Here is a 13,308-nt window from a genome sequence, read left to right on the forward strand (position 1 = left end):
GATCAGTGGAAAACGACTTATGCCTGCGCCGCCAGCCAGTCGCGCACCTTGCGGGCGTTGTCGCTGAGCTCCCGGTTCTTCGGCCAGACGACATAGAAGGCCTTGCCGGTCTTCAGCACATGATCCGTCACCGGCACCAGCAGGCCCGACGCCAGCAGCCGCTCGGCGAGATGCCGCCAGCCGAGCGCGATGCCTTGGCCTTCCATGACACCCTGGATCACCAGGCCGTAGTCGTTGATGCGCAGGCCGCGCGCGGTATCGCTGAGATTGGCGCCCGCAGACTGGAACCATTCGTCCCAACTGGCCGCCTCGCGATACGGCTCCTCCAGATGGATGAGGCGGTGCGTGGCCAGTTCGGCAGCGGATCTGGGCAGGCCGAACTTTGCCGCATAGCTGGTGCCGGCGACGGGAAATATCTCCTCGTCAGCCAGCGGCAACGAATGATAGTCCGGCCAGTCACGCGGCGCGCCACCGCGCACGCCGAGCGGGATGCCTTCCGCGATAATGTCGAGGTCGCGGTCGGCGGTCTGGATACGCAGGTCGATGCCCGGCAGCTCGTCACGGAACTGCTGCAGGCGCGGCATCATCCAGAACGAACCGAACGCGGTCGAGGCGGCCAGCGTGACATGACCGCCGGTCGCCTGCAGGCGCAGATCCTCCGCCGATTTGCGGATGTGCGAAAGGCCGAGCGAGACGTCGGCATGGAAGCGCTCGCCGGCCTCGGTCAGGAGCACCTGGCGGTGGCGGCGCTGGAACAGCTTGGCGCCGAGCTGTTCTTCCAGTCCGCGCACGGCATAGGAGACGGCGGCCTGCGTCATGCCCAGCTCGCGCCCGGCGGCGGTGAAGCTCGACAGCCGCCCGGCCGCCTCGAAGACGATCAGGCTGCCGGCCGAAGGCAGAAGGTGGCGCAAGCTTCGCATAAGCTGAGCTTATACAAGAGATCAGGATTTTCCAGCGTCACATCACCATTTTGTCGCGCTAGGCTCCTTCATGAGTGGAATGGAGTTGCCATGAACGCACCGGCCCCCGAAGTGACCGAACATGCCAACCGCCGCAGTGGCGGCCGCCTGGGGCGCAAGGCCCTGCGCGGAGCTCCCGTAACGTCGTTCCCGACGCTGGTCCGCCAGATCCCCGTCTACCAGATGGTCCCGGATGAGGCGGTCGAACTGATCCACGAGGAGTCGCTCTTGATCCTCGAAGAGGTGGGATGCGAGTTCCGCGACGACGAGGCGATCGCACTGTGGAAGGCGGCGGGCGCGGATGTCTCGGAAACCCGTGTGCGGATCGACCGGGCCCTGCTGATGGAACTGGTGTCGAAGGTCCCGTCGGAGTTCACGCTCAATGCGAGGAATCCGCAGCGCACGGTGCGGGTGGGCGGCAACAACACCATCTTCGTGCCGATGTATGGCGCGCCCTATGTTCGCGATCTCGACAACAACAGGCGTTACGGCACGCTCGCCGACCTCAACAATTTCCACAAACTCGCCTACATGGCGCCGGCGCTGCATTCATCGAGTTCGGTCATTTGCGAGCCGATGGAAATCGCGGTACCGAAGCGTCACCTCCACATCATCCATTCCGCGCTTAAGCATTCCGACAAGCCGTTCATGGGCATCGTCACGTCCAAGGAGCGGGCGGAAGACACGATGGCGATGGCAGGCATCGTGTTCGGAGAGGATTACGTCCGCGACAATCCGGTCCTGGTGTCGATCACCAACTGCAATTCGCCGCTGGTGTGGGACGCCACCATGCTGGACGCGATGAAGGTCTATGCGCGAAGCAACCAGCCGCTGATCCTCGCACCCTTTGCACTGTGCGGCGCCTCGACTTCGGCGTCCGCCGTGGGCGCTGTGGCACAGGTCAATGCGGAAGCGCTGGCGGGCGTCGCCTTCACGCAACTGCTGCGCCCAGGCTCGCCGCAGATCTACGGACAGTTCATGGTCACGGTGGACATGAAGACCGGTGCTCCGATGGGCGGCACGCCCGAGGCGGCGCAGATGATGTATCTGATGGGAGCGCTGGCGCGGAAATACCGGCTGCCGTGGCGCACCTCCGGCTTCCATGTCGGGTCGAAGCTCAACGACGCCCAGGCTGGTTACGAGGCGAACATGCTGATGCATGCCGCCATCCTCGCCGGCGCCAACTACATCTGGCACTCCGCCGGATGGCTCGAGGCCGGCCTGACCTGCGGCTATTCGAAATTCGCCACCGACTGCGAACAGCTCATCGGCTGGTACAAATATGCCGGCGGCCTGCCGTTCGACGATTTCAAGGAAGCCATGGCGGCAATCCGCGAGGTGGGACCGCAGGGCCATTTCCTCGGTACCCAGCACACGCTGGAACATTTCGAATCCGCCTTCTTCATGCCCTCGATCATGGACTTCAATTCGTTCGAACAGTGGAAGGCAGAAGGGGCGAAGGACCACGACACGCGCGGCCGCGAGAAGGCGCGCAACATGCTGGCGGATTACGAGGAGCCGAAGCTCGACGAAGGCATCGCCGATGGCCTGATGGATTTCATCGCGCGGCGCGAGGAGAGGCTGCCGGACAGCGTCAGTTGAGGCGAAGAACCAAGATCAAAGGGAACCAGACGGGAGGAAAAAATGGCATTCTTCAGAAGCAGTGGGGATCGCGTGCCGAGCGCTATCGAGGCAATGGCGGTCGAAGCACGCGCGGGTCGTGTCGACCGGCGCGAGTTCCTGGCGCTGGCAAGCGCCTTCGGCGCATCGACGGCTCTTGCCTATGGCATGATCGGCCTTGCCGTGCCGGATCGGGCCTTGGCCGAAGAGCCGAAGAAAGGCGGAACGCTGCGCGTCTCGATGTCGGTGAAGGGACAGAAGGATCCGCGCACTTACGACTGGGTGGAACTGGCGAACATTTCGCGCTGCTGGCTGGAGCCGCTTGTCCGCTATACCAGGCAATTCACCTTCGAGCCGGTCCTGCTCGAAAGCTGGGATATCAACGACGACGCCACCGAATACGTGCTGCATGTGCGCAAGGGCATCACGTGGAACAATGGCGATGCCTTCAACGCCGATGACGTCGCTCACAATCTGACCCGCTGGTGCGAGAAGAATGTCGCCGGCAATTCCATGGCCGCCCGGGTCGGCGCGCTGATCGACGCAAAGACCGGCAAGGCCAGGGATGGCGCGATCACCAAGGTCGACGACAATACGGTCAAGCTGAAGCTAAGCGAACCAGACATTTCACTGATCCCGAATTTCACCGACTATCCGGCGCTCGTCGTCCATCGCAGCTTCGATGCCGACGGTGCCGATCCGATCAAGAAGCCGATCGGCACGGGACCGTTCGAACTGGTCTCCTACGATGTCGGCCAGAAGGCGGTCGTCAAGCGTCGTGAGAATGGCAAATGGTGGGGTGGTGAGGCGCCGCTCGACACGGTCGAGTTCGTCGACTACGGCACCGATTTCAACGCCACCGTGAACGCGTTCGAATCCGGTGAGATCGACCTCAATTTCGAGTCGCCCGCCGACTTCATCGACATTCTCGACAAGATGGATCTGGTGAAATCGGAGGTGGCGACGGCGACGACGCTGGTTGCCCGCACCAACATCACCCACAAGCCCTATGACGACAAGCGGGTGCGCAACGCCCTGCAAATGGCCGTCGACAACAATGCGGTCCTCGAACTCGGTTATGCCGGGCGAGGCACCCCTGGTGAAAACCACCACGTCGCCCCGATCCATCCGGAATACTATGCGCTGCCCAAGAAGACACGCGACGCCGCCGGCGCCAAGAAGCTGATGGCGGAAGCCGGACAGGCTGACTTCGAGCATGAGCTGATCACCATCGAGGACGATTGGCAGAAGAATACCGGCGACGCCATTGCCGGCCAGCTACGCGATGCCGGGATCAAGGTGAAGCGCACGGTGCTGCCGGGTTCGACCTTCTGGAACGACTGGACGAAATATCCCTATTCGATGACGATCTGGTACATGCGGCCGCTTGGCGTGCAGGTGCTGGCGCTCGGCTATCGCACCGGCGAGGCCTGGAATGAATCGGCATATTCCAACCCCGATTTCGATGCCAAGCTCAAGCAGGCGCTTTCGCTCATCGACGTGGAGAAACGACGCGAGGTCATGAAGGATGTCGAGCAGATCCTGCAGGATTCGGGCGTCATTATTCAGCCCTTCTGGCAGAAGCTCTACAGCCACATGAGCAAGAAGGTGAAGAACTATGGTGTCCACCAGACATTCGAGATGGACCTTCAGAACGTCTGGCTGGACGGCTGAAACAAGGTGCTGCAGGACTTCATGAGCCGCAAAAAAGCCGATATGCAGGATACGTGGTGTTGATAGGCTCAAGCCGTCAAAAGCCGGAGATTCTGCATGCGACTGACAGTAATCGTTGCCGCCCTTTCGATAGCCCTGCCGGCCGGAGCCGTCGCCGGACCGGCGTCCGACGCGGTGAAGTTCTTCTATGCCCCGGCGGTCAAGTTCGAGGCCGACGAACAATATCGGGACCGGTTCACCGAACCGGTGACGAAACTGTTCGACCTGAACGACCAGGCAACGAAAAAGAACCCGGACCAGGTCGCCTGCATCGATTTCGATCCTGGTCTCGACGCTCAGGATTTCGATCAGAAAACCGTCTCGAAAACGCTGAAACTGTCTGAGAAGCAGGATGGCGACAACGCACAGGTCACGGCATCCTTCAGCCTGTTTCCGGAAGGCGACGATTCCAAACGTGAAATGCTCTGGTCGCTCAAGAAGATCGACGGCAAGTGGAAGATATCGGACATCGCTTCCAAAACCAGCGACTGGACGCTCAGCGCGCTGGAATGCATGGCCGGCCAGACCCCGGAGTGAAGCGATGGCCCACCGCCGGTTCGTGGCACTGTCGGGTGTGTGCCTGCTGGCGGCTCTGAGCGGCGCCGCCGCGCAAGGCTTGTTAGGTGCGCCGCCGGCAAACGCCCCGGCCGACACCCAGCCGAGCGACAGCGCTGCACCGCCCGCAAATGCGCCGGGCGGAGCGGCAGAACCGGCCACGCCGCCGGTTGGATGGTCGCCGGCCGAAGCCGCGCCCGCCGCACCGATCCAGCCGGGCTCGCCGACCGCCGTGGTGCGGCCGTTTTACGATCAGGTCGGGCTGGAGATCGATCCGGCCGAGCGAAGCCATTTCATCGATCCGGCCAAGACCGTGCTCGACAAGAGCGACGCCTTGCGCAAATCCGGGCAGGGCGAGTGCCTCGACCCCAACATGGCGCTCGACAATGCCGATTACGACAAGGCCGAGATCGACAAGAGCCTGAAGACGCTCGAGGCGATCAACGGTGACCAGGCCAAGGTCATCGTCGCCTTCGTCATATCGGGCAACCCGCACCGGCTGGAATGGAAATTCAAGAAGGTCGATGGCGACTGGAAGATCACGGACCTGTTGTCGGTGACCGGCGAATGGGCACTCAGCCAATATCAGTGCGAATGATGGGCGAGCTCAACCCCGCCCGCGATAGGGCGCCACCCCGGTGTCGGGGAGCCAGGCGCCTTCCGGCGGAGCGCCGGTTTGCCAGAACACATCGATCGGAATGCCGCCGCGTGGATACCAATAGCCGCCTATGCGCAACCACAGCGGCTTGGTTGCCGCCACGATGCGGCGGCCGATCATGACGGTGCAGTCTTCATGGAAGGCGCCATGGTTGCGAAACGAGGTCATGAACAGCTTGAGCGACTTCGATTCCACCAGAGCCGCATCGGGTGCGTAGTCGATGACGATATGGGCGAAGTCCGGTTGGCCGGTGACCGGGCACAGCGAGGTGAATTCCGGGCAGGTGAAGCGCACGATCGCCGGCGGCCCGTCGCCGCGCGAAAACGGTACGGTCTCCAGGACCGCTGCTTCGGGGCTTTGTGGCGTCTCGACGTGCGCACCGAGCTGGGTGAGAGTTTTGGTATCGATCATGGGCCCAATCCTTGTCGCATGCGCCCGGAGTGCGTGCGGGACGACATGCTTGAAAACGAATTTTGCCGCTCATTAGCACAATTTGAAACCGCAGGAAGACGATGACCTCCAACGATCCGCTTCTCCAGCCCTACCAGCTCAAACATCTGACGCTGAAGAACCGGATCATGTCGACCAGCCATGAGCCGGCCTATTCCGAGGACGGCATGCCGAAACAGCGATACCGGCTCTACCATGCCGAGAAGGCCAAGGGCGGTATGGCGCTGACCATGACCGCCGGCTCGGCGATCGTCTCGCGCGACAGCCCGGCCGCTTTCGGCAATCTGCATGTCTATGACGACAGGATCGTGCCGTGGCTGGCCGAGCTCGCCGATGCCTGCCACGAGCACGACTGCAAGGTGATGATCCAGATCACCCATCTCGGCCGCCGTACCGGCTGGAACAAGGCCGACTGGCTGCCGGTGCTCTCGGCCTCGCCGGTGCGTGAGCCGGCGCATCGCGCATTCCCGAAAACCATCGAGGACTGGGACATCGAGCGCATCGTCGCCGACTATGCTTCGGCCGCCCAGCGCTGTCAGGCCGCCGGCCTGGACGGCATCGAGTTCGAATCCTACGGCCATCTGATGGACGGCTTCTGGTCGCCGGCCACCAACCATCGCGACGACGAATTCGGCGGCTCGCTCGACAACCGCCTGCGCTTCACCAACATGGTGCTTGATGCCGTGCGTGCGTCGGTCGGCGAGAAATTCGTCGTCGGCATCCGCATGGTCGCTGACGAAGATTTCGAAAAAGGCCTGTCCAAACAGGAGGGCATCGAGATCGCCAGGCGGCTGGCCAATTCCGGCAAGGTCGATTTCCTCAACATCATCCGCGGCTCGATCGAAAGCGATGCGGCGCTGACCAAGGTCATACCGGTGGCCGGCATGCGCTCGTCGCCGCATCTCGATTTCGCCGGAGAGGTGAGGGCGGCGACGAAATTCCCGACCTTTCACGCGGCGCGCATATCCGACGTGGCCACCGCACGCCACGCCATTGCCACCGGCAAGCTCGACATGGTCGGCATGACCCGCGCCCATATCGCCGATCCGCACATCATCAAAAAGGTGATGGAGGGGCGCGAGCATGAGATCCGCCCGTGCGTGGGCGCCACCTATTGTCTCGACCGCATTTATGAGGGCGGCGAAGCGCTTTGCGTCCACAATGCCGCGACTGGCCGCGAGGCCGAAATCCCGCATATCATCGTCAAGACCGAAGGACCGAAGCAGAAAATCGTGGTCATCGGAGCCGGCGCCGGCGGGCTGGAGGTTGCGCGGGTCGCAGCCGAGCGCGGCCACAAGGTGACGGTGCTTGAAGCATCGAGCCAGGCCGGCGGCCAAATTCGACTGGCGACGCAGAATCCGCGCCGCAAGGAGCTGATCGGTATCATCGACTGGCGGCTGGCTGAACTCGCCCGGCTCGGCGTCGAGATCCGCTACGACACCTGGGCGGAGAAGGACGATGTTCTGGCGCTGTCACCCGACGTGGTGGTGGTCGCCACCGGCGGCCTGCCGCAGAACCCGCCGCTGACGGCCGGCGACAATCTTGTCACCTCAAGCTGGGACATCATGGCCGGCAGCGTCAAGCCGGCCGAAAATGTACTGCTCTATGACGACAATGGCGGCCATCAGGGCATGGGCGCCGCCGAACTGATCGCCAATGCCGGCTCGAAACTCGAACTTGTCTCGCCCGAACGTTTCTTTGCCCCGGAAATGGGCGGCATGAACCATGTGCCGTATATGCGCGCCTTTCAGGAAAAGGGCGTCACCATCACCATCAACACGCGGCTGCGTTCGGTGCGCCGCGAGGGCAACCAACTGGTCGCCGAACTGGCATCGGATTTCGCCGATGGCTGGCGCGGCGAGCGCAGGGTCGACCAGGTGGTGGTCGAGCACGGTACGTTGCCGCTCGATGATCTCTATCTCTCGCTGAAGCCGCTGTCGAAGAATGTCGGTGCGGTCGACTACGAACGGCTGGTGAGCGGTGGCGACATCTTCCCCAAGCGCAATCCAGAAGGCGGCTTTGTACTGTTCCGCATCGGCGACGCGGTCGCCTCGCGCAACATCCATGCCGCCATCTACGACGGCATCAGGTTCGGCTTGCGGATCTGAAATTGGGCGTTGCGAGGATCGGTGGCGCGCGGCCGGACCTGCGTACGAGAGCCCATGTACTTCGGTCTGGCCGCGCGCCCGCACGTCATTGGCTCGTCGCCAGACAACGTACGATTCTGTGAGGGTGTGCCGCGTGGCGGCGTTCAAAACATTCTGGCGGTGGCCATGCACAGCACTGTCAGCACCAACAGCCCCCCGGCAATGCGCTCGCCTCTTGTCATCTTCGCGCGCAACTGCCTTTCCGTTGCCGCATCGGCACCGGCAAGCTGCCTGCTGGCTGAGCCCACCAGCGCGCCTTGCACGCCGGCGGCGATCAGGGCCGTCACGATGCCCAGCGCCAGCACCTTCTCCATCGAGCCGAAAACACCCTCGTGAAAGAAATACCAGAGCAGTATGCCGGTCAGGAAAACCAGGCCGGCAGCGCCCATTTGCGGCCGGAAGAACCGTTCCGCCCGGATGTCCGGGTCACGGCCGACCGCGATGGTCGTGCCCGCCCAGAATACGCCTGCCATGACATGAAGACCGATAACGACGATGTAGACATATTGCATGACCGGATTTCCTCTTTAGCCCGCCATCTCTAGATGATTAGATATCGAATGGTTAGATGTCAATATATAAGTCGTGCCAGTTCCATCCGTGCATGACACCGTCTAGGGTCCTGCAATGACACCCTTTGACCGCCCGCCAGTCGGCATGAATCTCGGACGAACCGCCAAGCTGGTTGCCCAGGCCTTCGATGCTGCCCTGGTCGAGGCTGGAGGTACATTGCCGATCTGGCTCACGCTGCTATCGGTCAAGTCGAGCAACCTTGCCAACCAGCGCGAGCTTGCCGGCATGATCGGTATCCAGGGCGCGACGCTGACCCATCATCTCAACGCCATGGAGGCGCAGGGCCTGCTGATGCGCCGCCGCGACCCCGTCAACCGCCGGGTTCATCTGGTCGAATTGACCGAGGCCGGAGAAGCGATGTTCGAGACACTGCGCAAGGCCGCGCTCGTCTTCGACAAGCGGCTGCGAGTGGGATTGACCGACGAGCGTCTGGCGGAGTTCGCGCAGGTGCTGGCTGTGTTGCGGGGCAATGTCGGGGGATAGAACCCTGCGGACCAAGAATTTCCTTGGACTGGACTTCCCTCATCACATTTGTAACGTTCCATTGTCCGGCTGATCCTGGTGGGAAGAGGTCAGGCTCAACTCTTCCGCAAAATCTGTGCAAGAATACCGAAGCCGCTGGCTTCGGCAGCGAGAAGTCGCCGGAAAACCTAACAACGTCGGGGGGACAAGTTGACCAAAGAAGATCTGTTCGTTCCGCGCCAGACCAACACGGCGCTTTACATCCAGCTATACGAGGCTGGATATCCGCTTGCCGATATCGCCCGGGTGCAGAAGGCGTATCGTGTGTGTTGCGCGATGTTCAACGGCCGTTATCGCAAGACGGGACGGCCTTTCATCTGCCATGCGGTGGGAGCTGCGTCGTCGGTCGCGCATTTCGACAAAAGCGTCGATCTTGTCCTCGCTGCTATGTTTCACGCCGCCTATGACGGAGGCCAGTATCCGGACGGCAAATCCAGCAGGCGAACCGATGCTCATCGCAAGTGGCTGGAGCAAAAAATTGGTCCTCGCGTCGAGGGTCTTGTCGCTCGCGTGGTCGGACTGAAATTCGACACGGGAGATCCCGAGCGCATTGTGGACAAAGGTGTGCCTGCCGGCGACGAGGACATTCTGTTCCTGGCGCTTGCCCATGAGGTCGATGACCTGGCGGACGGCGGACTGGCGTTTGCGCCCAAATACGGCCAGTCGATTCGTTCGAGGGTTGCTGCCTGCGCCACTCTGGCCAGGAATCTGGGCCACGAAAATCTTGCCGCCACCATCGAAGGTTACGGCGCCCGCTACGAGACGATGGCGTGGGCTGCTCCCCTCCAGGAGACGAAGCTGGTGGGCTTTCAGATGACGCCTAATTTGCGCACATACATCAAATTGCGTCGGCACAAGCTGCGCGGGGAGTCGATCGAGGTGCTTTGACGCCTTGCCGGCCATGCGACAGCATCGGGTACCGATGCACATCCGCTGAAGAACTTGCCGTCCTCAGTCGTCGTAGCCCTGGATTGCCCCAAAGGCGTAACGGCGCAGCTTCAGCGCGGCGATCAAATTGGTCAGCTTCGTCTTGCCGTCGAAGCCGTCCTGAAACATCTCGTCATGCATCAGCAGGATCAGCTTGCCGGGCTTGACGAAGCGGCCATAGCCGAACAGATGGTCGATCTCGCTGACCAGATGGTCGACGCTCTGCACCGGCTCGCCGTTGTCCTTGTGCACCCATTCATGGTCCCAGCCGTAGAGATAGAAGCCTGAGGCCGCGACAAATTCGTAGTCGGGCTCTTCATGCCCCTCCTGGGCGAGGCCAAGCGAAGTGTCGTTCTTCGACATGGAGGGCAGCCTGAACACGTCGCGCCCCGGCAGCCTTGCATGCACCACGGGCTTCAAGCCGAGCACCGCGTTTGCCCGTACCATGTCGGCGACGACACCCTCGGTGTCGCCGTAGAAATGCCGGTAGTGATTGTAGGCATGGCTGTAGCTGTGGTTGCCGAGCGTCACCAGAGGAAGCTGCTTGGCGCGCTGGACGAGCGCTCTGTTGGCAGCGCTCGCCTGTGCGTGCATGCCGACCATGAATAGGGTTGCAGGAACCTGCTCGGCCTCCAGCACGTCGAGGATGTTGCTTGTGCCGTTCAGCGGCCCATCGTCGAAGGTAAGATAGATGGTGCGATCGGCGCCCTGGGCGGGGGCCGCAAAGATCAGCAGTGCCGCAAGGGCAAACCGAAACGGTGTCATCAGCCCCGATATCCCTGTTGCGATCACGACAAGGCGGCCATCTTCACACGCGGTTGTCAAGGCAGCCCGGCCGTACCTATGCCAGGCTTCCTTGCAGCACCGTCAGCTTCGCCTTCTTCGGCATGCGGGCGGTCAGCCACTCCAGCGCCTTGTCGTGCGGCATCGGGAAGGCGATGGAGTAGCCCTGCACCTGGTCGCAGCCGATCGCCATCAGCGAATCGAGCTCGGCCTCGGTTTCGGCACCCTCCGCGACGATCGAGATGCCGAGGCCACGCGCCAGCTCGGTGATGGCGCGCACGATCTTCGAGTTGTCGCCATTCTCATGGATGTTCTGAACGAAGCGGCGATCGATCTTCAGCCGATCGATCTCGTTCGGGTTGACATGGCTGAGCGAAGCATAGCCGGTGCCGAAATCATCGAGTTCGAGATGGACGCCGGCTGCCCTGATGTGGCGCAGCTTGGCGGCGATGCCTGTCTTTTCGTCGTCGAGGATGACGGATTCGACGATTTCCAGCGACAGTTTTTGCGGCGGCAGCCCAGCTTTTTCCAGCGTCTCGAATAAGAACGCATCGAAATCGTGCTCGCGCAGCTCGGTGCCGGAAACATTGACGGCAAGCCGTCCGAAGGCAATGCCGGCGCGATTCCATTCGGCCGCCTCGTTGATCGCCTTGGTGATGACGATGCGGCCGATCTCGGGCATGAAGCCGCATTTCTCGGCGACCGGGATGAATTCGCCGGGCGGGATCATGCCGCGCTCCGCATGGTTCCAGCGCACCAGCGCCTCGATGCCGCTGATCGTGCCGTTGGTCAGCGAGACCTGCGGCTGGAAATAGACCTGGAACGCCCGCTCCGCGATGGCGACCTTGATGTCGTGCTCGAGCTGCTTGCGATAATCGAGTTCGCGGCGCAGTTCCTCGGAGAAGAAGGAGAAGTTGCCACCGCCAAGCTTCTTGGCGGAATAAAGCGCCAGGTCGGCATGGACCAGCAAATCCTGAGCGTTGTCGGCGTCGATCGGATAGACCGCGATGCCGGCGCTGGCGCCTGGGAGAATGGTCGTGCCCTGGAAGACGATCGGCTCGTTGATGTGCGCCAGGATGCGCCGCGCCAGCATGTTGATGTCTTCGGTGCCGCCGGCGCCGCCGAGGATCATGACGAACTCGTCGCCGCCCAGGCGCACGCACAGATCCGACGCCCGGCAGGAATCGCGCATGCGCTGTGCCGTGACGACCAGCACATAGTCGCCGGCGGCGTGGCCGAGCGTATCGTTGATCTGCTTGAACCGGTCGAGATCGAGCTGGACGACGGCAAGGCGTTCGCGACGCCGGTGCGTGCCCTTGATCAGCGTGTCGAAATGATCGGTCAGGAACGTGCGGTTGTGCAGGCCGGTGAGGCCGTCATGAACCGCGATGAAGGCCATGGAATTGCGCGCGTCGATCAGTTCATGCGTCTTGCGCAGGATGGCGTTCGACATCGGCCTGAAGATGAAGAGCGCCACCAGTATGATGACGCCGATTGTGGCGTAGAACAGCGTGCGATGGAGAGCGAGCAGCTTCTCGGAGCGGTCGTCGGCGTCGGCAGTGATGCGCTGGCCGAGCGCGGCATAACCCGACAAGGTCGCATTGGCGACTGAGGCGTCGAGATTGACGCGTTCGCCGCCGCCCTTGTAGCCGCCATTGCCGCTGAATTGCGATTCATAGGCCGAGATCAGGCGGTCGCCATTGGCGATCAGCCCGACGGAGAAATAGTCGAGGTGGAAGGGCTTGGCGAAGAGGACGCTTTCGATCGACTTCGGGTCGAGCTTGGCCGGCGATTGCGGATCGGCTCCTGTCTGATCGAGCAGCAGGTCGTAGTTGGTCTCGAACTCCGCCGTTGCCTGCTTGAGCGCGCTGACCAGCGCCGGTTGCTTGTCGCGTGAACCGGCACCCGTTGCACTGGCAAGGAAGACGATGCGCTGCGACAGCGTCTTTTGTGTGCTGACGATGTCGAGCAAGGTGTGATTGTGCTGTTGGGTGGCCATCATCTGCTGCAGCAGGATGAAGGAGGCGATCACCATGGCCGCAATGATCAGCAGGGCTAGCCAATAGCCAGCCTTGATCAGCAGTATGAGCTTGCCTGAAACGGTTTGCACCGGCTGCTGCGACATTTTCGGGGGCGGCCCTCTCGCCTAAGGATTCTTGCCTAGGGATTCTTGTATGAGCACCATTGAACTGCAAACGTTAACAGGACCGGAAATCGACGGCTGTCCGGCAAGGGGCGGCCGTGGAAAGATCGCGGAATGGTTATCGGCTCGTTTAGCACCGTACCGGCATTTGAGCGGTCATCGGCCAGAACCTTTATCGTGGCGTCGTTCCTCGGCCGCGTGATGATCGACATCGGGGCCGCATCGTGCTGCTTGCCACCGATCCGGTCGTTTTTGCGA

The 13,308-nt window shown here is 62.1% G+C and carries 12 protein-coding genes; 7 read left to right on the forward strand and 5 right to left on the reverse strand.

Going from position 1 to position 13,308, the window contains the following annotated elements; all coding sequences use genetic code 11:
- Positions 1-17 precede the first annotated feature (17 nt).
- On the reverse strand, positions 18-920 hold the full coding sequence (locus P3C39_RS26525) for a LysR substrate-binding domain-containing protein (protein ID WP_013532333.1): 903 nt from the start codon (positions 918-920) through the stop codon (positions 18-20).
- A gap of 90 nt (positions 921-1,010) precedes the next feature.
- Between P3C39_RS26525 and P3C39_RS26530 the strand changes: the two genes are divergently transcribed.
- The 4 genes from P3C39_RS26530 (at position 1,011) to P3C39_RS26545 (ending at position 5,445) form a co-directional block, all read left to right on the forward strand.
- A complete protein-coding gene (locus tag P3C39_RS26530) occupies positions 1,011-2,561 on the forward strand; it encodes a trimethylamine methyltransferase family protein (protein WP_013532332.1) in 1,551 nt (516 codons plus the stop codon).
- Between the two features lie 42 nt (positions 2,562-2,603).
- Complete coding sequence (locus P3C39_RS26535; protein WP_275954731.1) at positions 2,604-4,253, forward strand: ABC transporter substrate-binding protein; 1,650 nt, start codon at positions 2,604-2,606, stop codon at positions 4,251-4,253.
- Positions 4,254-4,349: 96 nt separating this feature from the next.
- A complete protein-coding gene (locus P3C39_RS26540; RefSeq protein ID WP_027163240.1) occupies positions 4,350-4,829 on the forward strand; it encodes a DUF3828 domain-containing protein in 480 nt (159 codons plus the stop codon).
- Between the two features lie 4 nt (positions 4,830-4,833).
- Entirely contained in the window at positions 4,834-5,445 is a 612-nt protein-coding gene (locus tag P3C39_RS26545; RefSeq protein WP_013532329.1) for a hypothetical protein, read from the forward strand.
- A 9-nt stretch (positions 5,446-5,454) separates the two neighbouring features.
- On the opposite strand, the gene queF is transcribed toward P3C39_RS26545, so the two are convergent.
- Positions 5,455-5,916 carry a preQ(1) synthase gene (queF, locus tag P3C39_RS26550; protein WP_010915503.1) on the reverse strand — a complete coding sequence of 154 codons (462 nt, stop codon included), beginning with the start codon at positions 5,914-5,916 and terminating at the stop codon, positions 5,455-5,457.
- Positions 5,917-6,017: 101 nt separating this feature from the next.
- Between queF and P3C39_RS26555 the strand changes: the two genes are divergently transcribed.
- On the forward strand, positions 6,018-8,063 hold the full coding sequence (locus tag P3C39_RS26555) for an NADH:flavin oxidoreductase (protein WP_275954730.1): 2,046 nt from the start codon (positions 6,018-6,020) through the stop codon (positions 8,061-8,063).
- 143 nt (positions 8,064-8,206) lie between these two features.
- Here the strand turns inward: P3C39_RS26555 and P3C39_RS26560 are convergent, their stop codons facing one another.
- Entirely contained in the window at positions 8,207-8,614 is a 408-nt protein-coding gene (locus P3C39_RS26560) for a hypothetical protein (RefSeq protein ID WP_013532327.1), read from the reverse strand.
- Positions 8,615-8,729: 115 nt separating this feature from the next.
- Here P3C39_RS26560 and P3C39_RS26565 point away from each other — a divergent pair, with 115 nt between their 5' ends.
- Positions 8,730-9,158, forward strand: a complete 429-nt coding sequence (locus P3C39_RS26565; protein ID WP_013532326.1) for a MarR family winged helix-turn-helix transcriptional regulator — start codon at positions 8,730-8,732, stop codon at positions 9,156-9,158.
- A gap of 189 nt (positions 9,159-9,347) precedes the next feature.
- On the forward strand, positions 9,348-10,085 hold the full coding sequence (locus P3C39_RS26570) for an HD domain-containing protein (protein ID WP_027163242.1): 738 nt from the start codon (positions 9,348-9,350) through the stop codon (positions 10,083-10,085).
- 63 nt (positions 10,086-10,148) lie between these two features.
- Here P3C39_RS26570 and P3C39_RS26575 read toward each other — a convergent pair whose 3' ends face one another.
- Complete coding sequence (locus P3C39_RS26575) at positions 10,149-10,889, reverse strand: polysaccharide deacetylase family protein (protein ID WP_081714379.1); 741 nt, start codon at positions 10,887-10,889, stop codon at positions 10,149-10,151.
- A gap of 76 nt (positions 10,890-10,965) precedes the next feature.
- Positions 10,966-13,032, reverse strand: a complete 2,067-nt coding sequence (locus tag P3C39_RS26580; protein ID WP_275954729.1) for an EAL domain-containing protein — start codon at positions 13,030-13,032, stop codon at positions 10,966-10,968.
- Positions 13,033-13,308: the final 276 nt, after the last annotated feature.

This window comes from Mesorhizobium sp. XAP4, assembly GCF_029269325.1.
Taxonomy (GTDB): domain Bacteria; phylum Pseudomonadota; class Alphaproteobacteria; order Rhizobiales; family Rhizobiaceae; genus Mesorhizobium; species Mesorhizobium ciceri.

Excerpts from the sequence above, each read along its gene's own strand:
- P3C39_RS26560 (WP_013532327.1), bottom strand. The coding sequence starts at position 8,614 with ATGCAATATGTCTACATCGTCGTTATCGGTCTTCATGTCATGGCAGGC.
- P3C39_RS26545 (WP_013532329.1), top strand. The coding sequence starts at position 4,834 with ATGGCCCACCGCCGGTTCGTGGCACTGTCGGGTGTGTGCCTGCTGGCG.
- P3C39_RS26535 (WP_275954731.1), top strand. The coding sequence starts at position 2,604 with ATGGCATTCTTCAGAAGCAGTGGGGATCGCGTGCCGAGCGCTATCGAG.
- P3C39_RS26565 (WP_013532326.1), top strand. The coding sequence starts at position 8,730 with ATGACACCCTTTGACCGCCCGCCAGTCGGCATGAATCTCGGACGAACC.
- queF (WP_010915503.1), bottom strand. The coding sequence starts at position 5,916 with ATGATCGATACCAAAACTCTCACCCAGCTCGGTGCGCACGTCGAGACG.
- P3C39_RS26525 (WP_013532333.1), bottom strand. The coding sequence starts at position 920 with ATGCGAAGCTTGCGCCACCTTCTGCCTTCGGCCGGCAGCCTGATCGTC.
- P3C39_RS26580 (WP_275954729.1), bottom strand. The coding sequence starts at position 13,032 with ATGTCGCAGCAGCCGGTGCAAACCGTTTCAGGCAAGCTCATACTGCTG.
- P3C39_RS26530 (WP_013532332.1), top strand. The coding sequence starts at position 1,011 with ATGAACGCACCGGCCCCCGAAGTGACCGAACATGCCAACCGCCGCAGT.
- P3C39_RS26540 (WP_027163240.1), top strand. The coding sequence starts at position 4,350 with ATGCGACTGACAGTAATCGTTGCCGCCCTTTCGATAGCCCTGCCGGCC.
- P3C39_RS26575 (WP_081714379.1), bottom strand. The coding sequence starts at position 10,889 with ATGACACCGTTTCGGTTTGCCCTTGCGGCACTGCTGATCTTTGCGGCC.
- P3C39_RS26555 (WP_275954730.1), top strand. The coding sequence starts at position 6,018 with ATGACCTCCAACGATCCGCTTCTCCAGCCCTACCAGCTCAAACATCTG.